Origin of the sequence: Amycolatopsis sp. (genome assembly GCF_035546795.1) — a bacterium.
In the GTDB taxonomy this organism is placed as follows: domain Bacteria; phylum Actinomycetota; class Actinomycetes; order Mycobacteriales; family Pseudonocardiaceae; genus Amycolatopsis_E.
Genome location: NZ_DASZWC010000039.1, coordinates 190,369 through 214,310, shown reverse-complemented (window position 1 = coordinate 214,310; position 23,942 = coordinate 190,369). Strand labels below are relative to the sequence as shown.

General features: G+C 68.0%; 23 protein-coding genes and 1 pseudogene. 13 read left to right on the top strand and 11 right to left on the bottom strand.

Features of this window, described 5'->3' with window-relative positions:
* The first annotated feature begins 241 nt into the window (after positions 1-241).
* Positions 242-382, top strand: a complete 141-nt coding sequence (locus VHD82_RS22805) for a hypothetical protein (protein ID WP_325707379.1) — start codon at positions 242-244, stop codon at positions 380-382.
* 370 nt (positions 383-752) lie between these two features.
* Positions 753-1,790 (top strand): potassium channel family protein, encoded by a 1,038-nt coding sequence (locus VHD82_RS22800; protein ID WP_325707376.1) that lies wholly within the window; start codon positions 753-755, stop codon positions 1,788-1,790.
* 202 nt (positions 1,791-1,992) lie between these two features.
* On the opposite strand, the gene VHD82_RS22795 is transcribed toward VHD82_RS22800, so the two are convergent.
* The 3 genes from VHD82_RS22795 to VHD82_RS22785 form a co-directional block, all read right to left on the bottom strand.
* Positions 1,993-2,445 (bottom strand): hypothetical protein, encoded by a 453-nt coding sequence (locus VHD82_RS22795; protein WP_325707546.1) that lies wholly within the window; start codon positions 2,443-2,445, stop codon positions 1,993-1,995.
* 45 nt (positions 2,446-2,490) lie between these two features.
* Positions 2,491-2,790 carry a hypothetical protein gene (locus VHD82_RS22790; protein ID WP_325707373.1) on the bottom strand — a complete coding sequence of 100 codons (300 nt, stop codon included), beginning with the start codon at positions 2,788-2,790 and terminating at the stop codon, positions 2,491-2,493.
* Positions 2,791-2,968: 178 nt separating this feature from the next.
* Positions 2,969-3,298: an effector-associated constant component EACC1 gene (locus VHD82_RS22785; RefSeq protein ID WP_325707370.1), complete on the bottom strand. Its 330-nt coding sequence runs from the start codon at positions 3,296-3,298 to the stop codon at positions 2,969-2,971.
* A 251-nt stretch (positions 3,299-3,549) separates the two neighbouring features.
* Between VHD82_RS22785 and VHD82_RS22780 the strand changes: the two genes are divergently transcribed.
* Entirely contained in the window at positions 3,550-3,855 is a 306-nt protein-coding gene (locus VHD82_RS22780) for a hypothetical protein (RefSeq protein ID WP_325707367.1), read from the top strand.
* A gap of 24 nt (positions 3,856-3,879) precedes the next feature.
* Here VHD82_RS22780 and VHD82_RS22775 read toward each other — a convergent pair whose 3' ends face one another.
* Positions 3,880-4,737, bottom strand: coding sequence for a formate/nitrite transporter family protein (locus VHD82_RS22775; protein ID WP_325707365.1), 858 nt, complete (start codon positions 4,735-4,737; stop codon positions 3,880-3,882).
* Between the two features lie 798 nt (positions 4,738-5,535).
* A complete protein-coding gene (locus tag VHD82_RS22770; RefSeq protein ID WP_325707362.1) occupies positions 5,536-5,979 on the bottom strand; it encodes a hypothetical protein in 444 nt (147 codons plus the stop codon).
* Between the two features lie 519 nt (positions 5,980-6,498).
* Here VHD82_RS22770 and istA point away from each other — a divergent pair.
* Genes istA through VHD82_RS22755 form a run of 3 tightly spaced genes read left to right on the top strand, consistent with a single transcriptional unit; the run spans position 6,499 to position 9,019 of the window.
* Positions 6,499-7,854, top strand: a complete 1,356-nt coding sequence (gene istA, locus VHD82_RS22765) for an IS21 family transposase (RefSeq protein WP_325707359.1) — start codon at positions 6,499-6,501, stop codon at positions 7,852-7,854.
* A 6-nt stretch (positions 7,855-7,860) separates the two neighbouring features.
* Complete coding sequence (gene istB / locus VHD82_RS22760) at positions 7,861-8,676, top strand: IS21-like element helper ATPase IstB (protein ID WP_325707356.1); 816 nt, start codon at positions 7,861-7,863, stop codon at positions 8,674-8,676.
* On the top strand, positions 8,666-9,019 hold the full coding sequence (locus VHD82_RS22755) for a hypothetical protein (RefSeq protein ID WP_325707353.1): 354 nt from the start codon (positions 8,666-8,668) through the stop codon (positions 9,017-9,019). Before istB ends, VHD82_RS22755 begins: the two co-directional genes overlap by 11 nt.
* A 239-nt stretch (positions 9,020-9,258) precedes the next feature.
* Here the strand turns inward: VHD82_RS22755 and VHD82_RS22750 are convergent.
* The 3 genes and pseudogenes from VHD82_RS22750 to VHD82_RS22740 form a co-directional block, all read right to left on the bottom strand.
* A pseudogene (locus VHD82_RS22750) lies at positions 9,259-10,236 on the bottom strand (undecaprenyl-diphosphate phosphatase); the annotation flags it as partial.
* Between the two features lie 310 nt (positions 10,237-10,546).
* Complete coding sequence (locus VHD82_RS22745) at positions 10,547-11,515, bottom strand: M56 family metallopeptidase (RefSeq protein WP_325707350.1); 969 nt, start codon at positions 11,513-11,515, stop codon at positions 10,547-10,549.
* Between the two features lie 18 nt (positions 11,516-11,533).
* Complete coding sequence (locus tag VHD82_RS22740; RefSeq protein WP_325707347.1) at positions 11,534-11,947, bottom strand: BlaI/MecI/CopY family transcriptional regulator; 414 nt, start codon at positions 11,945-11,947, stop codon at positions 11,534-11,536.
* Positions 11,948-12,052: 105 nt separating this feature from the next.
* Between VHD82_RS22740 and VHD82_RS22735 the strand changes: the two genes are divergently transcribed.
* The 7 genes from VHD82_RS22735 to VHD82_RS22705 all read left to right on the top strand — a co-directional run bounded on the left by VHD82_RS22735 (position 12,053) and on the right by VHD82_RS22705 (position 20,718).
* The gene (locus VHD82_RS22735; RefSeq protein ID WP_325707344.1) at positions 12,053-12,796 is read left to right on the top strand and encodes a DedA family protein; all 744 of its coding nucleotides are present in this window, start codon (positions 12,053-12,055) and stop codon (positions 12,794-12,796) included.
* Positions 12,793-13,569 (top strand): phosphatase PAP2 family protein, encoded by a 777-nt coding sequence (locus VHD82_RS22730; protein WP_325707342.1) that lies wholly within the window; start codon positions 12,793-12,795, stop codon positions 13,567-13,569. The genes VHD82_RS22735 and VHD82_RS22730 overlap by 4 nt, the downstream gene beginning before the upstream one ends.
* Positions 13,566-14,252, top strand: coding sequence for a DedA family protein (locus VHD82_RS22725; protein WP_325707339.1), 687 nt, complete (start codon positions 13,566-13,568; stop codon positions 14,250-14,252). Before VHD82_RS22730 ends, VHD82_RS22725 begins: the two co-directional genes overlap by 4 nt.
* Positions 14,253-14,321: 69 nt before the next feature.
* Positions 14,322-14,987: an envelope integrity protein Cei gene (cei, locus tag VHD82_RS22720; RefSeq protein ID WP_325707338.1), complete on the top strand. Its 666-nt coding sequence runs from the start codon at positions 14,322-14,324 to the stop codon at positions 14,985-14,987.
* A gap of 202 nt (positions 14,988-15,189) precedes the next feature.
* Positions 15,190-17,427 (top strand): transglycosylase domain-containing protein, encoded by a 2,238-nt coding sequence (locus VHD82_RS22715; protein ID WP_325707336.1) that lies wholly within the window; start codon positions 15,190-15,192, stop codon positions 17,425-17,427.
* An 18-nt stretch (positions 17,428-17,445) separates the two neighbouring features.
* Positions 17,446-18,648, top strand: a complete 1,203-nt coding sequence (locus VHD82_RS22710) for a glycosyltransferase family 87 protein (RefSeq protein ID WP_325707333.1) — start codon at positions 17,446-17,448, stop codon at positions 18,646-18,648.
* Between the two features lie 504 nt (positions 18,649-19,152).
* The gene (locus VHD82_RS22705) at positions 19,153-20,718 is read left to right on the top strand and encodes an LCP family protein (RefSeq protein WP_325707330.1); all 1,566 of its coding nucleotides are present in this window, start codon (positions 19,153-19,155) and stop codon (positions 20,716-20,718) included.
* A gap of 122 nt (positions 20,719-20,840) precedes the next feature.
* Here the strand turns inward: VHD82_RS22705 and VHD82_RS22700 are convergent, their stop codons facing one another.
* From VHD82_RS22700 to VHD82_RS22690, 3 genes are read right to left on the bottom strand one after another with little or no spacing between them, the layout of a single operon-like run.
* A complete protein-coding gene (locus VHD82_RS22700) occupies positions 20,841-21,341 on the bottom strand; it encodes a MarR family transcriptional regulator (RefSeq protein ID WP_325707327.1) in 501 nt (166 codons plus the stop codon).
* A gap of 31 nt (positions 21,342-21,372) precedes the next feature.
* A complete protein-coding gene (locus tag VHD82_RS22695) occupies positions 21,373-21,642 on the bottom strand; it encodes a hypothetical protein (protein ID WP_325707324.1) in 270 nt (89 codons plus the stop codon).
* A gap of 35 nt (positions 21,643-21,677) precedes the next feature.
* Complete coding sequence (locus VHD82_RS22690; protein WP_325707321.1) at positions 21,678-23,753, bottom strand: chloride channel protein; 2,076 nt, start codon at positions 23,751-23,753, stop codon at positions 21,678-21,680.
* Positions 23,754-23,942 lie beyond the last annotated feature (189 nt).

Sequence of the window (23,942 nt, the reverse complement as noted above, 5' to 3'; positions counted from 1 at the left end):
CCATGCCCACCGAAGCCTCATATCACGACGTCACCCACCAGGACGTGCATCACGAGCCCGATCCCGATGCCGACGGTCACCATGGAGATGCCGGACGTCACGCCCGTCGTGGCGGGATCCGTGGTGGACGGCAGCCAGAACCCGACGACGTGGTGGAACTACGCGAAGGCCGCGAGGTGCCCGCCTGGGCCGTATCACGGGACACCCATTCAGGCACCGGGCTTGGCCATTGTGGACGCTGATGGCAGCATCCGCGTTCTGTATCGAGGAAAGAAGCTCGGGGACTGCCCTTCGATATCGCGGATCGTCGCTGGTGCTCGGCAGCTACCGGCTGGCCCGCCGCAAGATCGACGCCGAAGACATCGAGGTCGCGGAAGGCTGATGCGGGTTGCGCACGCTGGGTCTGCGCCGCGCCCCGCGCTCGATCGCGTCGCGGCCAGTCCGCCGCCGTTTGAGCGCACCGATGTGGATCGAGGTTTCGGTCAGGAGGTCGTGCTGGGATCAGCCGTGCGCTGGAGTCGCACAACCGGCCGCCCTGCGTGTCGCGGGACACCGGCGGTGGCCAGCGCCCAGACGCCAGAATGCAAGGGCGATGCTCGGTGCGGCGCTCCTGGTGGCGCATCGGCTGACCGCGGTACGCCGCCGACGAGTTCGCTCCGTTTGCGCCGAAACGCCCAGGCTCAGAGCCCGACCGCGTGACATCAGCGCCCGCCTCGTAGGGTGACGCAGGTCGCCCACCCGGGGAGAGAAAGGTGCTGTTCTTCCTATCCAGGATGCTCGCGCGGTTCGGGGTGCTCAAGAGCTGGGCCACGCCGGTCGTAGTGATCGTGTTCGTCTTCGTGACGAGCTGGCCGCTCATGGCGCTCACCGAGCCCGGCAGCGAACTGGCGCAACCGGGCAACTACTGGTGGTACTTCGTGGTCACGGCCGCCACGGTCGGCTACGGCGACTTCTACCCGCAGTCCCCGGCAGGGCACGTCGTTGGAGCGTACGTCATCGTCGGCGGCATCGTCACGCTCACCACCGTGTTCACCAAGATGGCCTCGGTGCTCGAACAAGCGAGAGGACGGCGCATGCAGGGTTCCGGCTCCATCACTACGTCCGGCCACTTCGTCGTGATCGGCTACACGACGGGCCGCACCGAGCGGCTCGTCACCGAACTGCTCGCCGAGGACGGCAACGAGGTCGTGCTGTGCACGTGGGAGGACAGCGCGGTCCACCCGATGCCCGAGCGACCGGTCGGTTTCGTGCGCGGCGAGGTAACCGAGGACGCCGTGCTGCGGCGGGCGGGCGTGGACCGGGCCCGGGCCGTGCTGGTCGACGCCAGGGACGACAACGAGGCGCTCGCCATCGCGCTGGCCGTTGACCACGTCAGCACCAGCCCGCACGTGGTGGTGGCGCTGCGCGACATGGGGCGCGCGTCGTTGCTGCACTACGTCGGCGAGCACATCCGCTGCGTGCAGTGGCACACGCCCCGCATGATCACCGAGGAGCTTGCGTCGCCGGGCATCACGGAGGTCTACGCCGAGCTGATGACCTACGGTGGCGCCAACACCTACATGGTCACGCTGCCCGAGTCGCTCGGCCCCGTGCTCGTTGACCAGTGCCGGACCGCACTCGGCCGCCGCCACGGTGCCACCATGCTCGCCGCACGCAGCGGCGGCAGGCTCATCGTCAACCCCGACTGGCAGACCGAGCTGCCACCTGGGTCCGTCCTCTACTACATCAGCCCCTGCATGCTCACCACCGAGCAGATCACCGAGGCACTGCGAGTCACCCCACGCGCGTGATGGGGTCCCAAAGCCTCTCCCCCACCCGCGGAACTCGTGCGCTGATCTATTGGTACTTGACGACGTCCACCCCGGCGATGGCCAGCGCGCGGACGCTGGGAGCCGAGTCAGCGGATCGAACTCCACGTGCCGCCCGGAGTGGGTAACCGGCTGGAAGGACACCGACCTCACCGCCGGATGCGCCAGCCCGAACTCGACGATGTCACCCAGCTCGTGCTCGTTCAGCCCCCGCCCCACCGCCCCCACCAAGGTCACCGTCAGGCCGGCCTCGGCGCAGTTGTCCAGCGCCTACCGCTTGCGCTCGCGCAGGTCCTTGCCCCGGATCTCGAGGTGCGTGCGTTCGTCGAACCCGTCGAACCCAGGTAGATGTTGATCGACTTGCCGTTGCGGCCGTTGCGCTCGGCCAGGGCGCGACGAACCGCTTGTCGGTGGCCAGCCGGATGCCGTCGGTGTTGAGGTTGAGGTTGACGTTACGCATCGGGCGAGCCTGCGCGAGATCGATGAAATCCAGGATGCTCTTGTGGATGGTCAGTTCGCCGCCGGAGAACATCACCACCTCGACCTCGGACTCGACGAACACGTCCAGCATCCGCGCGCACTGCTCCACGGTGATCGCGTACCCGCCGGGCTGATGACAAGAGTCGGCAAAGCAGATCGGGCAGTCCAGGTTGCAGTTCGTGTTGACCTCGATGATCCCCAGTCAGGGACGCTGCTTGTACTCCGGACACATTCCGCAGTCCGACGGGCAGCCATCGTTGACTTCGGTGTGGAATGTGAGCGGGATCGTGCCCGGCTTGTTGAACCGGGCCGAGCCGAGATGCGCCTGCGCGTCACCGTAGACCGGCGCCTCGAACTCGCCATGCTCCCAGCACCGCTTGCGCAGGAACACCTTGTTGTCGCGGATGTTGACCTGCGCGTCTACCACGACCTTGCACACCGGGCAGACACTCTTGGTGTACTCCACGAACACCTCGTCCCGATACCGCTTCCGCTGCACCACCGGCCAGTCCCGCCCGACGTCGTGTGATGGTACGTGCGATCCACTTCACCATCGGCCGCACCGTGGCGCAGCCGAAGTGTCAGCGCGCCGACACTCTGCAGCCATGCAAGTCGCCAGCTGGGCAAGGCCGCGCTGCTCACTTCGGTCAGCGCTGCCAAATGCGGAGGGGCGTCACTCCTCACTGGCCGTCATCCGGTCGCGACCCGCTGTCCGCAGCCGCATCGCGCTCCCGTGCGGCACCAAGCTCCAGCACGAGGGAGATCGTGCGTTCGACGTCGTCGATGGAGGCCCCCTTGGTCATGATCTTCGTGCCATCAGGCGCTTCGACACGGATCTCGGCGTCTGGATTGCGGTCGACAAACCGCCGCAGGATCTCGGCCAGCACCGTCAGCGCGCCGCCGGAGCCGAGACCCGCCACCAGGATGTCCAGCCAATCGGCCGCGCCCGTCTGCCGCCCTCGCACGGAACAGGTCACACCGCCGCCGCGCAACTCAGGCAGCAGCCCCACGAACGCACTGTCCCCAGCGCCTCCCCGCAGCAGGAGCAATCCATCACCCGCGACACACATCCGAATCCGAGACACGACCGGTAGCTTGGCACGCGCGCCACCCCACAAGAGCGAACGACCTCACCGCGGCGACCAGCCGAGTGGCCAACGCCGGCGCCGATCCCCCACTGGGACCAGTGCTCTACCGTGGCTCTCAACGCACTCCTCGACTGGTCGCGCCAGCGGCCCACGAACACCGAGGTAGGTAAATCATGAAGCCCGAGACCGCGCAGAACACCCGGGGCCGAGTCACACCCTTCTGCTGGTGCTGCGGCAACGACAAGCTCGAGACCGAACTCGTCCGCCTCGGCTCGCACCCCGAGGTCGGCGTCTGCCTCAACTGCGCCCGGTGGCTCCAGCGACGCGCGCGGCGACACCATGACGACCAGCATCCCAGCCCGGCCGCCCGGCTTCGCGCGCGGATCAACGCGGTCCGCAACCTGGTGATCCGCAAGGGCTGGCACCGCCACGGCCTGCTCGGCGCACTGCTACGACGTCTCGACCACCACCTCCCGTAGACAAGGGCCTCCATCCGGCCACCGTCATCCCGTCACCGGCTCGAGCTGGCCACTCATCTCATCGGCCGGTGTCCCGGAGCTGTGTCGGCGCTGAGTGCGGCCCAGCATGCCGTAGCTCGCGCCGACGAGGAGACCGCCGCCGACCAGGTTGCCCAGCCCGACGAGCAACAGGTTGCCCGCGAACGCCGAAATCGTCGCACCGGGTACATGCTCGAACATGCCCAGCGAGAAAACCGTCATGTTCGCCACGACGTGCTCGAAGCCGGAGCTGATGAACGCCAGCAGGCACCAGAAGATCACGGCCAGCTTGGCGCCGTCGGACTTGGATCGCACCGCCATCCACACTGCGAGGCACACCAGGAAGTTGCACAGCACCCCGCGGAAGAACAGCATGGTGCCCGATTCGGCCGCCTTCGCCTTCACCACGCTCGCGAGCAGCGCGGCGGCAGGCGCGGCATGCCCGGGCGTGGCCCCCGCGGTGAGCACGCCGCTCTCGTGCACCAGCCACGCGAACACGACCGAGCCAACAAGGTTCCCGACGAACGACCCCGCAATGACGGCGATACCTGCGCCGACCCCACGACGGCGGGCGATCATGCCCTGCACCATCGTCATCATGTTCCCGGTGGACAGCTCTGCCCCAGCGAACACGACCGCGGTCAGCGCGATCCCGAACACCAGCCCCTGCACGAGCTTCGTCCACGGGGACTGGGCGGCGTTGAGCGGTCCGGTGGCCGCGAGCAGCAGCACGACCGCGACCCCGATGTAGGCTCCCGCCAGAGCGGAGCTCACGAGGTAGCGGCCCGGCGCGCGCAGGTCGGCGATCTTGCCCTCAGCGGCGTTAGCCTGATCGTTGAGAGCCTCGGCAACAGGTATCGGCACGGCTATTCCTCCACAACAGATCCATTGGCCGCGATCAAGTCGATCGCATGCACAGCCAAACTGTTGCTCACTGCAAAACAGTGACTCGGGTGTCACCGGTCGATGTCCAACATCGCACCAAACCCAGCCGCACCGAGTGAAACAGGCTACTTCGGACAAATCCGAGCGATCATGACCGCCGATTCCGTCGTCGCACGTGTCGCGGCGACCGCCGATGGCCAGCGGTCATGGCGGAAAACTCCGGGAGAGAACGTGACCTTCCACCGCCATACCTGTCACAACCGTGAAGATCCGACCTTGAGGGCATCGCGGTGGGCTCGCCAAGACGTGGACTACGACGGCGGTACAGCCAGCGAGCCGAAGTCCTTCCCACCGGAGAGCTGGCATGTGCTGCACGTCCTGCAGCACTATCGATGGTCGGACGGCTCGGCGACTTCGGCCGAGGACGCGATCAGCGATCACGGGCCCCCCCGTCTCGCCTGGAAACCGGGCAGCAGGGCACGGACCACGAGAACGGCTTGCAGGGTCGCAGCCGTCACATCCATCGGGACGAAGTGCTTCCTCCCGGAATGAGCGCATAGGCCAGCAGGCCCGCGCTACCTTCCTGTCGGGCTCGCTTCAGTATGCGCCGGGAAAACGAGGAATTTCCGCTCGTCGGCCGGAAATTCCACATATTCGCCGTGGTTCACGACGCTGCCTGAAGGAGGGCTGGAAACTCTGACACGCAGGCTCCTACAAGTGGTCGGCACTGAGTCTAGTAATCGATAGGTTACCTCGGGTCGCTCGTGTTCGATCGCGCTAGATAGTATCATCCAAACTCGTTTCACACCACAAATTTTCGCCGTTCGAAAACGTCTCGATCAGTCGACGCGATTCAGTAATGGCGACCCTTTGTAGATCAACATCGCTGGGGCCGCTCTCCGCAAAATCACTCATGAGCGATACGAAGGTTGCGAGATGCGGAAGCATCCTGGGATCAGCATTTGCAATGCTCGCCAGCCTGTTGCACGCAGCAACGGCATCAATGTTTCCATCGATGAGATTCTGGGCCACCCACCGGGCGGCATGTGCCCTTTGCTGCGTTGGCATCATTTCTTGTACGAAAAGTTCACTGTACAGCTCTTGGATCAACGGCTCAACATCTGCCCGCCCGGGCGTCGAGGTTGTCGGTTGACTGGCCAACTGCACAGCTGCGGACGGCGGCGGGTCCGATACAGAAAGCACGTTGATCGCCTCGGTCACGATAGCTTCGAAAGCCTCCACATCATTCAGGTAGGCACACGTAGCGTCGATGAGCCTCCGCTCCGGACCTCGTCGCATATGGCGGTGTATACCCTGCGTGTTCTCGGAGTGCAAACACATGTTCCCTACTTGGCCCGATCCCAGTAGATATTGGTCTTCTGCTCTACCCGGCACCCGGTGGCGGTATTTTCATACCAGCGGGTTTGAATCCGGCTGTAGTTGCGCGCGCGGTACGCTGTGCTGCTCTTCTTGACCCAGTCACTTATTTTTCCCCCGTAGGTACGGACCAATCGATCCGCTGCGCGCAGCGTAGAGCTGGAACCCTCGCCTGCAATGACCGACCCTTCCTCGCCGAGTTGCTGGGTACTAGCCAAATGTTGGCGCTCTCCGAATTTCCCCACTTGTGCTCTCTGAAATTCCCCAGTTGGGGTGTCTTGTCGGCGCGTCGTTTGCGCTGGTCAACGGCCTTCGGGCGACGGTTCGCGGTGTTGATCACCGCGGTTCGTGGCTGGAGGGTGGATGCTCTCGCTGGAGGAAGACGTGGAGGCGCAGGCGCTGCGCGATCAGGGCTGGTCGATCTCGGCGATCGCCCGTCATCTTGGGCGTGATCGGAAGACGATCCGCAGCTATCTGTCCGGCGAGCGGGAGCCGGGGCGGCGCAAGCCGGCGGGCCCGGACCCGTTCGAGCCGTTCGTCGCCTACTGCCGGGCGAGGCTGGCCGACGATCCGCATCTGTGGGCCTCGACCCTGCTGGACGAGATCGCCGAGCTCGGGTATCGGGGCGGCTACTCGACGTTCACCCGGGCGCTGCGCCGTTATGAGCTGCGCCCGCACTGCGAACCGTGTCAGGTCGCCCGAGGCCGCGACGTGGCGATCATTGAGCACCCGCCGGGCGAGGAAACCCAGTTCGACTGGCTAGAACTGCCCGATCCGCCCGCCGCCTGGGGCGTGGGGCGGCAGGCGCACCTGCTGGTGGGTGCGCTGGCGCACTCGAGCCGGTGGCGCGGGGTCCTGGCCGACGCGGAGGACTTCCCGCACTTGGTCGAGGCCCTCGACACGGTGGTCCGCAAGCTGGGCGGGGTTACCCAGGTCTGGCGGTTCGACCGGATGGCGACCGTCTGCTCCCAGTCCACGGGGCGGATCAGTGAGGCGTTCGCGCAGGTCGCCAAGCACTACGGGGTCCGCTCGGTGCTCTGCCCGCCGCGGCGCGGCAACCGCAAGGGCGTGGTCGAGAAGGCCAACCATTCCGCGGCGCAACGCTGGTGGCGCACCCTGGCCGACGACACCACCATCGCGCAGGCCCAAGCTGGGCTGGACCGCCTCGCACTCAAGCTCGATGACCGCCGTCGGGCCCACGACGGCCAGCGGACCACGGTCGGTGTCCTGGCCGAGGCCGAGTCGTTGCGGCCGGCGCCGCGGGTGGTGTTCCCGGCCGAGTTCGACGTGATGCGGGTGGTGACCGCGCAGGCGCTGGTTTCCTTTCGTGGCAACCACTATTCCGTTCCACCGGGTCTGGATCAGGCGCAGGTGCACGTCCGGCATCGACTCGGCGCCGATGTCTTGCGCATCGTCACCACCGGCGGCGCGACGGTCGCGATCCACCACCGCGCCCCGGATGGCGCGGGCCGGGTGGTCCGCGACGACGGGCACGTGCTGGCCCTGGAGCGGGCGGTGTTGGGCGCGTTTAGCACCGAACGGCCCTGCCCCCACAAGACCCGCCGCCCGCCTTCGGCGGCGGCGCTGGCCGAAGCGGCACGACTGCGCGGCCTGTCTGCGGCGGGGCCAGCGGCCCACGTCGTGATCGACCTGTCCGCCTACGCGGCCACCGCCGCGAGGCTCGACAGGGCACCCACTGATGAGTCCCGGAAGGACTGAAAGCTGTTGTCTGCCAACAAATCCGCGCCACAGATGAGCGAAGCCCGCCGCTACCAACAACTGCGGGCGCACTTCTCCTACCTCAAACTCGACAACGCCGCCGGAGCCCTCCCGCGCATCCTGGACGCCGCTCGCGCGGAGAACCTGTCGCTGACCGCCGCGCTGGAGCGGCTGCTGGAGATCGAGGTCAACGCCACCGAGGAACGCCGCCTGGCCGGCCGGTTGCGGTTCGCCTGCCTGCCGGACCCGTGGACTCTGGCCGACTTCGACTTCGCCGCTCAGCCTGGCGTCGACGAGAAGCTCATCCGAGACCTGGCCACCCTCCGCTTCTTGGATGACGCGTCGAACGTGCTGTTCGTCGGCCCGCCCGGAGTCGGCAAGACCATGCTCGCCACCGCGCTCGCCCGCGGCGCGGTCGAAGCCGGAAACCGGGTCTACTTCACCACTGCCGCCGATCTCGCCGCCCGCTGCCACAAGGCCGCGGTCGAGGGCCGGTGGCAAACCTGCATGCGGTTCTTCGCTGGCCCGAAACTGCTCGTGATCGACGAGCTCGGCTACCTGCCGCTGCCCGGTGACGGCGCCTCCGCGCTGTTCCAGGTGATCAACCAGCGCTACCTCAAATCGAGCACGATCCTGACCACGAACGTCGGGATTGCTGACTGGGCAACGGCTTTCGAGGACGCCACTGTCGCCGCGGCGATGCTGGACCGGTTGCTGCACCGCGCGACCGTCGTCGGGATCGACGGCCCTTCCTACCGGCTCCGCTCCCATCAGTCCACATCGGACACTCTCCGCAAGGCGGTGAACGCGCATGTCTCCTAACACCAACGCGATCCCGAAGACCTGCCCGATCTGCTGGGAAGCGTTCATCGCGACCGGGCGGCAGGCCAAGACCCGCCTCTACTGCTCCCGCGAGTGCAAACGCACCGCCGCGGCCCGCCGCGAGGTCGAACGCACCAGCCACCCGAGCAGGCCCTTCGAGCCGCCGCCTCCGGCCGCCGCCCCGCCCACGCCAGCCGGGCCGCTGCCGCAGCTGGCAGCGCAACGCGACTGCCCGCACTGCGGCGGTCCGGTCACCATCGTCGCCCTGCTCACCACACCCGAAGCCGCCCGGCCACAGATGCCGCTGGCAGCACCCGACGGAGTGAACCCACTCCACCGCTAACCCGAGCTATGCTGCACACCCCAGCTGGGGAGTTTCGACGAGTACCCCTGGGGACTTTCAGCGAGCGCCGTCACCGGCGATAAAGTCGGCGTCGAGCGCGTCCGCTTCCGGGGCGAAAGCACCCCGAACCCTGACCCTGTTCGCGATCTACTGTGTGATCGCCGGCCTGGGCTGCTTGGCCTGTGGACCGCGCGCACGTGGGCGACAGTCGCCGTCGTGACGGTCAGCGTCGTGGCAACAGTTGTCACCGACGTTTGGAAGTAGCAGACCAGGAACCGCACCGAAAAATACGCGCCTACCCCGGCGACCAGGCTGCCCACCAGGGTGGGGCCGATCGCACCGTGCATCTCCGGGCGCGCCAGCTCGGGAACTTTCAGCATCCCGGCGGCGGCGATGACTGGGGTGGCCAGCAGGAACGCGAACCGCGCCGCGTCGTCGTGCCGCAGGCCCCGTAGCAGGCCTCCGGCGATCGTGGCACCGGAGCGGCTGACCCCTGGCAGCAGTGCGAGGATCTGGCATGCCCCGACGGCGATGGCCTCCCACCAGCCCAACCGGGCAAGCCGGGCATCGCTGGCCTCCTCGGCGGACACCGCGCGCATCCGGGTAGTCGGTTGGTTCGCTGGGTCTCGTGTTACCCCAGACGAGGTCATCGCTGGCAAGACCGCAGTGGGCTGCTCACCGATGTCCTGGCGAGACGCGGCACCCGGTCCCGATCCCGCGGGCGCCGTGGCCGCCTCGCGGGTGCGCTGGAGACGTTCGACGGTGAATAGCACGATCCCGTTGAGCACGAGGAACACCGCGGCGGGCACGGGTTTGCCGAGGTATTCGCGCATCACATTGTCCAGCGCAAGCCCGGCGATACCGACCGGGATCGTGGCGACCACCAGCAGCCACGCCAACCGTTCGTCCGGTGTTGTGATCCGCCGGTGGCGGATTGAGCCGAACAAGGCGCCGATGATGCGCACCCAGTCCCGCTAGAAGAAGACCACTAACGCGGCGGCCGTCGCGACGTGCATGGCCACCAGGGAATCCAGATACGGCGAGCCCTTCGCCGACATGTCCAGATCCCGTGCCCAACTGCCCCCGATCAACCCCGTGTCCCTAGTTTGACACCCCGGGACCAGCACACTGTGCCCCAGGCTGGAGACGGGGAATAACTCGCTGACGCCCTGCAACAGTCCGACCACGATCATTTCCGGATAGGCCAACGCAGACATCGGCTCACTGCAACCCTTCGATTGGAGCCGGGATAGCCGACTCCTCCATGCACCCCCACGGCGGTGGTGGGTGCGGCACACTCCACTCAGCTACTACAGCAGTTGTAGAAGCTGCCGCGACGGTAGTACGAGTGCTCGGGGACCGAACAGGGAGGTGACCGTTTGCCTTGCTGGCCAGCGGCCGGTTTCACCTCGCCGTCGTCCACAGCAACGGGCCGTTCAGCTCGCGTTTATCTCAGGCCCGCCGTCCACAGCGGACAAAGCGCAAAGGCAGTCCTGTGAGACGTGGCTGGGCGGGCCAGCCAGCCGATCACGCGGTTCGACGGGTGCCTGCCTGTGCGAGTTCGAACAGGATGTGCACATCGCGGGCGGCTTCCAGGCTGGAGACGGTGGCCAGGGCGAGCACACCCAACGCCAGGGCTAGCAACAGCCGACGCGTCGGGGGCGGCGCGGTCAGGAGTGCTGCGACCCGTCGTGGGACCGGACCGGTCCTGCGTAGTCGGCCCATTACGCCGGTGGTGAGGCCGGTGGCGATGGCCAGCGCGGCGGCCGGCGGGGCCGAGTGGCGGTGGGTCAGTAGTGCGGCCGTGCCGATGGTGCGGGCGACCAGCCGTCGATCTCCGGTGGCGTGGGCAGCGCGTTCGTCGGCCCACCGTTCGGTGCAGTACCGCACCGCGGCTGCTAGCGGCAGCAGGAGGGGGTTGGTCACCGCGGCCAGATACGCCGCGGTGACGAAGATGTGGTGTCCGCAACGGAGGTGGGCGCGTTCATGCTCGATCAGCACCCGTTGCTGCCGCTCGTCGAGTTGATCGAGCATGCCGGTCGACACCACAATCCGCCCCGGAAAGCCGGGTAGCGCATAGGCATCCGGCACCGGATCGTCCAGCACGACGACCCGCGTCACCGGGTCAACGGGCAGGCGGTGTGCGGTGCGGGCGGCGTCGGCCAGGGCGCGGAGGCGGCGGACCAGGGCGCGCCCGCCGGCCGTCAACGCCGCGGCGAGCAGCACGCAGGCGATCAGCGAGACGGTGAGCGAGGCGGGGTCATCGCGCCGCAGCACCCGCACCGACCAGTCACCGATCGCGGCCAGCCACGGGATCTGCCCCACCGCGGTGGCGGCCAACGCGGTCAAGGCGACGCCGCTGGCCGTGGCCAACCCGACCGCCGCTGTGGTGAACAGCCAGGTAGCGACGCGGGGATCGAGCCGGGCGGACAGCCACCGCGTCGAGACTGCCGCCAGCAGCGGAAGAACCAGCGGCAGGTAGACCGCGACATGCATAGCCGGGCGTCCCTTCGTCTACCGGTCGCCGTCGCGGGCGTCCAACTGGGCCAGCAGCGTCCGGAGCCGACGTTCGTCGTCCGACGACAGGTCCTGCACGAAGCTGGCCAGCACCGCATCCCGGTCGTCGTGGTCGTCCAGTGCCCGCCGCATCCGGCGCGCCGCCAACGCCGAGTCCGCGACCGCGAGGTAGGCATACGCGCGGCCAGTGCGAAACCGCTCAGCGAGGCCCTGCTCGTGCAGCCGCGACAAGGTGGTCACAACCGTGGTGTAGGCCAACGGCCCGACTCCCCTGGCGGTCAATTGTTGCTGCACGTCGGCCGGGGTCAACGCGTTGGCGGATTTCCGAAGGATCTCCAGTACTTCCCCAGACAGCTCACCAGCTCGGCGGCGTCCCGAAGGCTCCTGGTCGCGTCGTGGGGCCACACCCATGCCACCTCCTGACCATGTCATCTACAGTGAGTGTAGAACTTCTACAAACGGCGTAGTAGTTGAGGGGGTGCTGCCCCTGACGCACACTGTCCGAGGAGATCGCGAATGACCGTATCCGCTGGCATCTCGCCTCTCGCGGCGCACCCGCTGTGGGTCGCGGCCGCGGCCGGGGCCGGGAACCCGTTGGGCGCCTCGTTCTGGCTATCCAGCCTGGGCGCGTTCGGGGTATTCCTGGTGCTGTTCGCCGAGACCGGTCTGCTGATCGGATTCTTCCTGCCCGGTGACTCGCTGCTGTTCACCTCCGGGCTGTTCTGCACCACCAGCGCCACCGCGACGGTGCACCTGTCGCTGCCGATGGTGCTGCTGGCGGCCGTGGCCGGGGCGTTGAGCGGGGCGCAGGTCGGGTTCATGCTGGGCCGCCGAGGCGGCGCTGCGCTGGTCGCGCGGGTGCGCAACTGGCACCTGCATGCGGGGCTGGAGCGCGCCGACGTGCTGTTCGCCCGCTACGGGTACGCCAAGGCGATCGTGCTGGCCCGGTTCATCCCGGTGGTGCGGACGGTGCTCAACCCGCTGGCCGGCATCCTCGCGGTCCCGACCCGCACCTTCACCCTCTGGCAGATCGCGGGCGGGCTGGTGTGGTCGATCGGCGTAACGCTGGCCGGCTACGTACTCGGGTCGAGCATCCCCGGCATCGACCAGTACCTGCTGCCGGTGATCGCGCTCATCGTGATCGTGTCCGTCATCCCAGTCGGCCTGGAACTGTGGCGCGCCCGCAAGACCCGCGGTGGCCGCGGCGCCCCGAACGCTGGCGACGAGCAGGCCACCACGATCAACCGGGAGCCACGATGACGACCTTCCTGATCGGCACCGCGCCGATGACGCCACCGGCCAATGGCGTGGACGGCGCGCTGCTGCGCTCCATCAATGCTTTCGCCCGTGCCACGCCGTGGTTGCACGGCGTGCTCTACGGCTATGCCACCTACGGCGTGGCACTGTTCGCAGTGCTGCTGCTGGCCGGGTCGTGGACGGCCCGCCGCGCCGGGGATCCGGCCCGCGTCGCGGCGGCGGTGTGGGCCGTCGTGGGCACGATCCTGGCTGTGGGGATCAACCAGCCGATCGTGGGTGCCGTGCACGAGGCCCGTCCCTACACCGCGATGTCCGGTCTGCTGGTGCTGGCCGACCGCTCGACCGACTTCTCCTTCCCCAGCGACCACGCCACCATGGCCGGCGCCGTCGCCGCCGGCTTGTACCTGGCCCGTCGCCGGGTGCTGGCCTGGATCGCCACCGTCGCGGCGGTCCTGATCGCGTTCGCACGGGTCTATATCGCCGCCCACTACCCGCAGGATGTCGCCGCCGGGCTCGTGGTCGGCGCGGTGGTGGTTGTTCTCGGCTGGGTTCTGTTCCGGAAAGTCCTCATCGGGCTGGTGCGGCTGCTGGGCCGGACCCCGCTTCGCCCGTTGGTCGCCGCGGCCTCGAGCGCGTCAAGACCGGGGGCGAAGATCGCCACCGGCAACCACCATAAGGCCGCCCAGCTGCCCAGCGTGCCCGCAACGGTAACGGTGAGTTCCGGCGCTGGTGAGCCCGCAGCGCCGCCTGTGCACCGCAACAGCACGCGATCATGATGGGCACATCCGAGGCTGTGGCCTTCGCGGCATCGGCACCGGTGCCACCGATGTTGCCGGGCGTGCTGGCCGACCTGGCGCCGATCCTGGATCACTACGGTTACGCAGCGATCGCCGGTCTGATCACGCTGGAGGACTTCGGCGTGCCCGTCCCGGGCGAGACCGTGTTGATCGTCGGCGCGATCTACGCCGGCGCCGGTCGGCTGGACCTCGTCATGGTGGCGCTGCTGGGTTTCCTGGGTGCAGTGGTCGGAGACAACATCGGCTACCTGATCGGCCGGGTCGGCGGGCGGCGGCTGGTCGAGAAGTTCGGTCGCTACATCCTGCTCACCCCGGAGCGGATCGGCACGGCCGAGCAGCTCTTCACCCTCTACGGCGGCGGCATCATCATCGTGGCGCGGTTTGTGGAGGGACTGCGCCAGACCAACGGGATCATCGCCGGGCTGACCGGCATGGGATGGGCGAAGTTTGTCGCCTACAACGCGCTGGGCGCCGCACTCTGGGTCGGCCTCTGGGTCTGCCTCGGCGACCTCGCCGGAGCGCACATCAACACCATCTACCCGCTGGCGGTGCGCTATCAGACCTACCTGGGCATTGCCGTTGGCGTGCTCATCGTCGCCCTGATCATTCGGGCGCTGGTGCGCCGCTACCGGCACCGCCCTCCAAGCAGCGCCACCCAATAGTCAGATCGATGCGGTGATCATGCACCTGGCGCACTGTCCTTTTGCGAACTCCGTCCCCGGTGACCGACGATGACGGCCCGGTTCCGTGACTCGTCCTACGCCGCGCGTCGTCGGCGCCGCCGGTGGCGTGTCGTCGCGCTGCTGGTAGCGCTTGCCGTGGCCGCAGGTGTGGTGTGGATCACCGTGATTGGCCGGGCAGCCGACACGAACGCCCGCGTGCGCTGCCCGATGCCCGCGGACGCGGGCTGGCAGCCGTTGCCCTACACCGGATTGGACACGGTTACACCGGCCCCGGCGTCGACAATCCGGGTACGGGTACTCAACGCCGGCACCCAACGCGGCCTGGCCACCCTGGTCGGCGCCCAATTGCAGCAACTCGGGTTCACCCTGGCCGCACCACCCGGCAACGATCCGCACTACCCGCGTGGGGACATGAACTGTGTGGGGCAGATCCGGTTCGGGTTGGACGGCGAGGACGCCGCCCGCACCCTCAGCCTGGTCGTGCCGTGCACCCAACTCGTGCGGGACAACCGTCGAGACGGCACGGTCGATCTCGCCCTGGGCACCAACCTGACCGGCGTGGCACCCAGCGCCAACGCGCAGCGCATCCTCAACCAGCTGGCTGCCTGGGCGCGGCAGCACCCCCAACCGACCAGCGGCCCCCAATCTGATGGCGAGTCGGGACCGCAGCTGGCCGCCAGCCTGCTGGCCGGTGCCCACACCACGCAGTGCTGACCGGGAGATCGACCGTGTCGCGCCTGGCGTGTCCAGCTCTATGCAATAGTTGTTCCATGCAATATTAGGCAACGGTGCGTTGTCGAGGTCGTCCAGGAACACGGCCGACACAGGTTTCACACACCGTCTACTACAGTCACTGTAGAAGTTCATGGTCATGCGGCGCTTCGTGGCCGCTTGGCGCGGCGCAGGAGAACGATTGGTGGACGACAGAGCCGGGCATCCGCCCCCACGCCCAGACGCGGGGCGGTTCCACGCTCCCGATGGCGCGCGCCGCCGGATCGCGTGGCGCCGGGTGCGGCGCACCCTGTACGTCCTCATTGGACTCGCCGTGCTGGGGCCGGTGGTGGCGTTCATCGTCATGTATCAGTTCGTGAATGTGCCGGATCCGACGTCGCTCGCGGCGAGCGAGAACCAGCCGGTCACCTTGTACTACTCCGACGGTTCAGTACTGGGCACCACGACAGGGACACCGAACGGTCAGCAGCTCGCGACGTGGGACGAGATCCCGGCGTCGATGAAGAACGCGCAGATGGCGGCCGAGGACGAGACCTTCATGACCAACTCGGGTTTCGACCTGAAGGCGATCGTGCGCACCGTGTTCAACCGCCTCGGTGGCGGCACGGGTGGTGGTTCGACCATCGGGCAGGAGTACATCAAGAACGCCACCGGTAACGACCAGGCGACGCTGGGCAGGAAGATCGTCGAGGTGGTCCAGTCGTACAAGATGACCCGAACTTATTCCAAACAGGACATTCTCACCGCATACCTCAATACGGTCTACTTCGGACGGGGCGCGTACGGGATCAAAGCCGCTGCGCGAGCCTATTTCAACGAGGACGTCGGCAAGCTCACCACCGAGCAGGCCGCGCTACTGGCTGGGCTCGTGCAGCTGCCCGGCTATGCGAACAGTCCCGCCTACGAACACCAGCGTTACAGCTACGTGATGGGGCGACTGCTGGCTAACCACTGGATCTCCCAGGCCGAATTCGACTCGGCCGCCTTCCCAACCCCGCTGCCGGACACCGGGCACACCACCGGCCAGCGCGCTCCCGACCAGCGCTACCTCGTGGACGCGGTCATGGCCGAGCTGAACCAGAGGGGCTATTCCGAACAGGACCTGGCCCGCTCGGGCGCCAAGATCTACACCACGATCCGCCCGGACGCCCAGAAAGACGCCGAAAACTCCGTCTCAAAGATCATGGCCGCGGACGCCAAGTATCCCGACGAGGGAGCCGCGCTGGTGTCGGCCGACCCCGCCACCGGCGGCATCGTCGCCTACTACGGCGGAGACGGTTCGACCTCATACGACTTGGCGCAGACGCCCCAGCAGCCTGGTTCATCGTTCAAACCGTACGTCTTCGCCGCGGCGCTGCAGGCGCAGCCGGGCCAGATCGGGCTGAACACCGTCTACGACGGCAGCGACAACCAGACCATCGACGGGCAGCTCGTGCACAACTCCGACGGCGAAGGCGCCCCCCAGATCACCGTCAAGGACGCGATGACGAAATCCGTCAACACCGTGTTCTACCGGATGGGGGCGCAGGTCGGCGTCGACACCATCCGCAACGCCGCGTGGGCGGCCGGGATCCCGAAACAGATCACCTCCTCACTCGGCGACACCTTCGACTCACTGCAAAACGACGACCCGGCCACCGGCAAGGGCACCGGCACCACCAACCTGGGTATCGCCATCGGCCAGTACCCGGTCCGGCCGATCGACCAGGCCCAGGGCTACGCCACCTTCGCCAATGACGGCAAGTATCTGCCGCTGCACTTCGTCGCCAAGGTGATCGACAACACCGGCCAGCCGATGTACCAGTTCGACACCCAGGCCCAGCCCGCGTTCGGAGACGCCGCGACCAGCGCCACCGTCGCCCGCACAGTCACGGCATCGATGACCGACGTCGCATCCTCCTCAATGGACGGTCTACGCGGCGGGCGGCCCAACGCCGCCAAGACCGGCACCGCACAGTTCAACGACACCGGGCACAACTCCGAAGCCTGGATGGTCGGCTACACCCCGCAGGTCGTCACCTCGGTCTGGTTCGGCAACAAGAAGCAGCCAGCGCCGATCTACGGCAACTACCACAACGGGCTGGGCAGCAACCACGGCTACGACGTCTACGGCCGCGAAGAACCCGGCTATATCTGGCAGGACTTCATGGACACCTACCTCGCCGGCCAACCCGTCGAAGCCTTCCCTGGTGCTCCACCGGCCGACACCACCGCGCCGACCCCGACGCCCGACGTGACCACCAGCGCACCCCCCAGTCCGATCAGCACACCGACCACCACGACCGGCACCCCGACGCCCACCGAGTCCTCACGGCCGCGCCACACCAGCGGCAGGCCCACTCCGACCTGCCTCATCACCTGCGCCAGCACGACCGGCACCGCGTCATCCGCACCACCGGCGACCATTGGCGCAGCACCCTGACACCTCCGGAGAATCCCAGTGAAGACCACATATCTGCGGGTGTGGCTGCCTGCGGCCGCCTTGCTCGTCCTGCTCTTGGCTATCGCCCACGCGATGCGTAAGGATCTCGGCGACGCCGACATCTATCGCCTCGGCGCGCTCACCTTCCTGCACGGACACTCGATCTACACCCAGCTCCCCGTCTCCACGATCGCGGGTCCGCTGCCCTACACCTATCCGCCGTCCTCCGCGGTCCTGTTCCTCCCGCTCGGGCTCGTGCCGCCGTGGATCGGGTTCCGCCTGCTCAGCGCGGCGACCGTGCTCGCGCTCATCCCGCTCGTGCTGGCCTACCGCGCGAGCACGCCGCGGCTGCGCGCGCTGCTGCACAAGCCCTGGGCCGTCGCCGCCGCGGCGATCGTTCTCGTCGTGGGACATCCGGTCGCCAACACGATCTTCTGGGGGCAGATCAACGTCCTGCTGATGGCGCTCGTCGCACTGGACTGCCTCGTACCCAATCCCCGCTGGCCCCGCGGAATGCTGATCGGCATCGCCGCCGCGATCAAGCTGACCCCAGCCGGTTTCGTCCTGTTGTTCCTGCTCCGCAAGGACTACCGCGCCTTGGCCACCAGCGCGCTGACCTTCGTGGCACTGACCGCGTTCACCGCCGTGCTGGCGCCGGCCGATTCCTGGTTCTACTGGACCAACCGGGTCTTCCACGCCACGGACATGCGCATCGGCGGCCCGCTGGCCAACGAATCGGCGTTCGCCAGCCTCACCAAGCTCGGTATCTCTGGGGCGACACTAAGCGTGACCGGCCTGCTCGTGGTCGCGGCGGTCGGCGTCATGACCGTGCTAGGCACGAAACGAGCGGTCGCCGAGCACAACCTGCCGCTGGCGCTCGGTGTGAACGCCGCCGGCGTGCAACTCGTGGCACCGATTTCCTGGTCACACCAATGGGTTCTTGCGCTGCCCACCGCGGCCGTCGTGCTGTTCCAGGGCTATCGGCGTCACCACGCGCCGCTGCTGCTCACCGGCGGAATCGCCGTCGCCATCATCTGGCTGGCTCCGCACTACTGGATGCCCCAGAACCCCGCGGTGTGGTCCGTGCCCGAAAAGATCGCCGGAAGCTCCTACCAACTCGCCGCGCTCGCCCTGCTTGCCGTCACCACCATCCGGCACCTCATGAGGCGGCCGCTACCCGCCTCCACCACAGTCAACGCCGAATTCGAGCTGGTGGCATGACGTACGACCATCACCAACCTCACCCTGGCGCCGCACGCCAAGGCCGGCGTGATCCCTACCCACCGCGCAACGTCCCCCCGACGGGGCAGCGGCCGCGCAGGCAGCAGCCGCCCCCGCCGGCTGCCCAACGCGCACCGCGAAACCGGGGCACCGGCCGACAGTTCGGCCGCGTCGATCCGTTCTGCTGGATCGCCGCGGGCCCGCTGTTCATCGTGGGCGTCGGACTGGCCGTCATGGCCGGAAACGCGTGGATCGGCATAGTCGGAGTCGCTTTCGCGGCCGCACTCGTGCTCTTCGACGCCCGAGTCAACCGGCCGCAGTCGCGACCGCCAACGCGCCGCCCACCGCAAGCCCCAGCACGGCGGCCTCCCCGGCGCCAGGAGTGGTAAGTGGCAAGTGGGTGGGGTACGCCGGTTCGACGAGGCGGGAGGTCGTGAGATGCACGATCGGTCCCGTGGCCCGCGCCGATCGGATGCCATCCCGCCGCGCTCCAGGCCAGGCCGGGTGCCTGGTCGTGCCCAGCGACCGAGCCCGGCCCGCGGGCCACGGCAACCGCGGCCACAGCAGGCGATCGCGCGCAGGCCGCTCCGGGCACGGCGGGTCGGCCAGGCCCTGGTCGCCGTGGTGTCGCAGGCGGTGTTCGGTGGCTTGGGCTACGGCTGGGCGGTGCTGAACAAGGCCGACGGGGGCCTGAGCCGGGCCGCTGTGATCGATCCCGGCGCGCAAGGCAGCGCCGGTCCACAGAACATCCTGCTGGTCGGGATCGACACCCGGGTCGACGCTCAGGGCAACCCGATCCCGCCCGCGGTGCTCAGCCAGTTGCACGCCGGGTCGGCCACTGATGGCGCCGACGCGACCGACACCATGATCGTAGTGCACCTTCCCGCCGGCGGCGGAAAGGCGGTCGGGGTCTCCATCCCGCGCGACTCCTACGTCCGGCTCGCGGGTGGCTACGGGATGCACAAGATCAACGCCGCGTACACCTACGCCGAGACCGCGGCCCTCAAGCAACTTCAAGCGCAGGGGGTGACCGGCGCGCAGCTGTGGCTTCGAGCCGCGCAAGCCGGTGCGAAGAACTCCATCCAGACCGTAGAACAGTTCACCGGGCTCACGATCAACCACTACGCCGCGGTGAACCTCGTCGGGTTCTACGACATCAGCCAGGCCATCGGTGGGGTGCAGGTCTGCCTCAACCACGCCACCAGCGACTCGTTCTCCGGGGCGAACTTCCCGGCTGGCATCCAGACCATCCAGGGCACCACCGCGCTGGCGTTCATACGGCAACGCCACGGCCTGCCGCAGGGCGACCTGGACCGGATCAAACGTCAGCAGGTGTTCCTGGCCGCGATGGCCAAGTCCGTGCTGTCGGCCGGCACCCTGACCAACCCGGCCAAACTGGACAGTCTGATCGGCGCGATCCAGAAATCGATCACGGTCGACCAGAACTGGGACCTGATCAGCTTCGCGCAGCAACTTCAGGGCATCACCGGCGGCAACATCCAGTTCGAGACGATCCCGGTCGTCAATATCTCCATGCAGACCCCGGACGACGGCGACGCCGTCGAAGTAGACCCCCAGCAAGTACAGGCGTTCATCGCCCACAACGTCACAGGCGTCGCCGCGAATCCGGCGCCGTCGACCACGCCTACACCCGGCAGTGACAATGGGCAGTCCGCCGCCGACGCGGCGACCGTGGACGTGTACAACGCCAACGGCGCCACCGGCCTGGCCACCAAAGTGCTAGACGCCCTGGCCGTCCGCGGTTTCACCAAGGGCCGGGCCGTCACCTCCACCGCCCGCGGCCACAGCACGATCGACTACGCCCGCGGGATGCAGGCCAGTGCCGGCGCCGTGGCCCGCGCGTTGGGCGGCGGTATCACGCTGGTGCCAGATGCCGCCCTGCCATCCGGTCACGTGCGGGTCTACCTCGGGGGCGACTACGCGGGGCCGGGGAGCCACGGTGACGTCGCGCCGGCGGCCTATCAGGTGAGCACGACCGGGCAACCGGCCCAGCCGGCCCCGCCGCCGGCCGGTCCGATCACCGCCACCGGCGTGCCCTGTATCGACTGACGACGTGAGGTCAGTTGAGCCCCCAAGGAGGAGAAGAAGAAGCGCACCACCGGCGCACGAGGTGAGCCCCCTGCCGAGGACGACCACGACGTGATCGCGGCGTCCCTCGGGGGACGTGGTGCTCATAGCCAGGCGGGGCTGCTTTCGGTGACGGGGGGTTCACCGCTGGCGTCGTTGAACGCCTCCAGGGCACGCACGAGTTCAGTGCGGTGCTTGTAGGGCATCCGGGCTACGATCCGAGCGATTTCGGTCCGCCGTTGCTCGGTGACCGTGGTGACGACCTGAGCGCCGTTGTCGGTGAGTGCGATGAGGACTTCGCGGCGGGAGTGGGGGTTGGTGTGCCGGCTGACCAGGTCGGCGTGGAGCAGGCGGTCGATCATCCTGGTGGCGGTGGAGGGTTTGACGGTCAAGTGCTCGGCCAATGTGGACAGTTTGAGCGATCCGTTGGTGCTGAGTACGACGAGCATCCGGAACTGCGGCAGGGTGATCGGGTCGTCGATGACGGTGATAGTGCGGGCGGAGAGGGCGATCAGGACGCGCGAGGCGGTCAGTAGGGCGTCGGTGAGCGCGTCCGGGTCGGTGGCGACGCGGGCGGAACTCGCGGTGGGGTCGCGGGTAGCCATGGGTCGTTGGTCCTGGATCGGGCCGCGCGGGTCAGTTGGGTGTGGAAGGCTCGATGTCGGGCTGCCGCGCAGGTAGGTAGCGGCGAGCGTCGAGGTGGGCGCCGACGTGGGTGTGGCGGCAGTGGTCGCACACGATCGTGCCGGCGACCGGGCTTGCCGCCGGGGAACCTTCGCGATAGTGAAATGTCCAGGGTGAGCCTTCGCTGTCGGTGGCATAGCGCACCTGGTACTCGATCGTCCAGGTGTGGTCGCAGTGGTGGCAGGTGAAGCGGTAGGTCTCCATGCCGTACTCGCAGATCATGCTGGGTGCCTCCCTTCGTTGCTGTAGCTGTGGGTTCATGCGGGGTCGCGGGCGGCCCTCGGACTGCTGGGGCCGGCGGCCGGGTTGTTGGCGGCGGTGCTGTCGATCCGGGTGTTGTCGGTGGCAGGGACGAGAATGTTGAGTCGGTCGCCGGCGGCGAGCCGGATGGTGGGTTCGGCGTCGATGAGTCGGCGGTTATGCAGGACGGATACGGGTAGGTGGCCGGCTGGCCAGTCGAGGTCGCCGACGGTGCGACCGACGGCGGCCGAGTCGGGAGCGAGGGTGTGTTCGACGATGCGGTAGCCGGCGAGTTGGCTGTGCAGGTCGTGCTCGGCGGCGCGCCCGTGCGGTTCGGCCCATTCGGCGGCCTGGTGGCCGGCGGCGATGTCCGGTTCGGCGGCGGTGAGTTGGGTCGCGACGGCCCGCAGTACGTTCTGGTTGGTCAGCCAGCCCTGGACGCGACGGGCATCGGTGTCGATCACGGGGAGCCCGTCACGGCCGTAGAGGACGAGTTGTCGCAGGGCTTGGGCGAGGCTGTCGTTGCCGAACACGGCCTGGGGTTCCCGGACGCGCGTGACCGGGCCGAGCAGGCCTGTCCAGTCTCGGTGCCCGTCGCCCTGTGCGGTGTCTGCCGCATCGATGCGGTGGGTGATATCCAGGGGGATGGTGAACTGGTGCATGGCGTCGGTGGCGGTCAGGTCCGCGAAGGCGTGGGTGGGGGCGGGGCGGTCGATGTCGGTGCCGCGGCGCAGCAGCTTGGTGGTGTAGATGGTGCCGTAGCTGATCGCGCGGGATACGGTGGTGGACACCGCGATGCCGAGCATGACCGGCAGGGTGAGAGTGAAATCGCCGGTCATCTCCACGACGCTGGCCAGCGCGGTCAGCGGGCCGCGGGCGGCGGAGGCGAACACGGCGCCCATGCCGACGATCGCGTAGAGGGCGGGCTGCCCGGCGGCCGGGCCGAGCAGGTGGTCGACGATCACGCCGAAGGCCATGCCGGAGGTGGCGCCGATGAACAGCGACGGCGCGAACACGCCGCCGGAACCACCGATGCCGATGGTCAGGCTGGTGGCGATCATCTTGCCCGCCGCCAAGATCACCAGGAACCACAAGGCATAGTGCCCGGCGAACGCGGCGTACATCACCGGATAGCCCACCCCGTACAACTGGGGAACGGCGAGCAGCAACAGGCCGAGCACGACGCCACCGACCGCGGGCCGCGCCCATTCCGGCCGGTTGCGCCATACCCGGTCGCACAGGTCCTCGATGCGGTACAGGATGTTCTTGAACCCGAGCCCGATCAGCGCGGCGGTCACGGCCAGCACCGCCACCAGTAGGTAGTTGTAGATGTGGTGCAGCGCGATCCCGGCGGGGAGTTGGGTGAAGAACGGGGCGGAGCCGAGGAAGATCCGGGCGATCACGTCGGCGAGCATCGCCGAGAGCATCACGGTGAAGATCGCCTCGATGGAGAACTCGCGCAGGATCAACTCGACGCCGAAGAACACTCCCGTGATCGGGGCGTTGAAGGTCGCGGAGATCCCGCCGGCCGCACCGCAGGCCACCAGCACCCGTAGCCGGTTCTCCGGCATCCGCACCCACTGCCCGAGACTGGAGGCCAGGGCGGAACCGATCTGCACGATCGGGCCTTCCCGGCCGACCGAGCCGCCGACGCCGATGCACAGCGCGGACGCGAGCGCCTTGACCACGCTGACCTGTGGGCGGATCCGGCCGCCGTTCTCCGCGACCGCGATCATCACCTCCGGTACACCGTGGCCGCGGGCCTCACGGGCGAACCGGGAGATCAGCGGCCCGTACAGCAGTCCGCCGAGGACGGGGATGAGCACGAAGAACCCGATGCCCAGCCAGGGCAGGTGTGCGCTGGCGACCCAGCCCTGCTGGCCGAACTCGGTGTGCCCGGTGGCTAGCCAGGTGAACCCGTAGATGAGGTAGCGGAACGCCACCGCGCCGAATCCGGCGCCCACTCCGACGGCGATCGCCACGCAGAACAGCCCGAACTGGTTGCCGCGCAGCCAGCCGGCCACATGCCCAGCCGCGTCGGACACCGACCGCGGCGCGCGTACCGGATCGCTCGCCACCGTAGGCCGTTCCACCGGCCATCACCTCTCCTTCGTTGACCGCCGGGTCCGGCGCGACACCTGACGATCCCACACCCGAGGCAACAATTGCACTATAATATGATTGTCTAGTGCAAACTATGCGGGCCGTCTGGGCTGGTCACGGTGCACGGTGGAGCACGCTGAGCGGGCCACGCCGTGGTGCGTACGGTGGAGACCGTCAAG

What these genes read in the sequence shown, in the direction of transcription:
- istA (WP_325707359.1), top strand. Translation starts at nt 6,499, where the DNA reads ATGCTCTCGCTGGAGGAAGACGTGGAGGCGCAGGCGCTGCGCGATCAG.
- VHD82_RS22805 (WP_325707379.1), top strand. Translation starts at nt 242, where the DNA reads ATGGCAGCATCCGCGTTCTGTATCGAGGAAAGAAGCTCGGGGACTGCC.
- VHD82_RS22725 (WP_325707339.1), top strand. Translation starts at nt 13,566, where the DNA reads ATGATGGGCACATCCGAGGCTGTGGCCTTCGCGGCATCGGCACCGGTG.
- VHD82_RS22745 (WP_325707350.1), bottom strand. Translation starts at nt 11,515, where the DNA reads ATGCATGTCGCGGTCTACCTGCCGCTGGTTCTTCCGCTGCTGGCGGCA.
- VHD82_RS22780 (WP_325707367.1), top strand. Translation starts at nt 3,550, where the DNA reads ATGAAGCCCGAGACCGCGCAGAACACCCGGGGCCGAGTCACACCCTTC.
- VHD82_RS22755 (WP_325707353.1), top strand. Translation starts at nt 8,666, where the DNA reads ATGTCTCCTAACACCAACGCGATCCCGAAGACCTGCCCGATCTGCTGG.
- VHD82_RS22740 (WP_325707347.1), bottom strand. Translation starts at nt 11,947, where the DNA reads ATGGGTGTGGCCCCACGACGCGACCAGGAGCCTTCGGGACGCCGCCGA.
- VHD82_RS22730 (WP_325707342.1), top strand. Translation starts at nt 12,793, where the DNA reads ATGACGACCTTCCTGATCGGCACCGCGCCGATGACGCCACCGGCCAAT.
- VHD82_RS22700 (WP_325707327.1), bottom strand. Translation starts at nt 21,341, where the DNA reads ATGGCTACCCGCGACCCCACCGCGAGTTCCGCCCGCGTCGCCACCGAC.
- VHD82_RS22735 (WP_325707344.1), top strand. Translation starts at nt 12,053, where the DNA reads ATGACCGTATCCGCTGGCATCTCGCCTCTCGCGGCGCACCCGCTGTGG.
- cei (WP_325707338.1), top strand. Translation starts at nt 14,322, where the DNA reads ATGACGGCCCGGTTCCGTGACTCGTCCTACGCCGCGCGTCGTCGGCGC.
- VHD82_RS22695 (WP_325707324.1), bottom strand. Translation starts at nt 21,642, where the DNA reads ATGATCTGCGAGTACGGCATGGAGACCTACCGCTTCACCTGCCACCAC.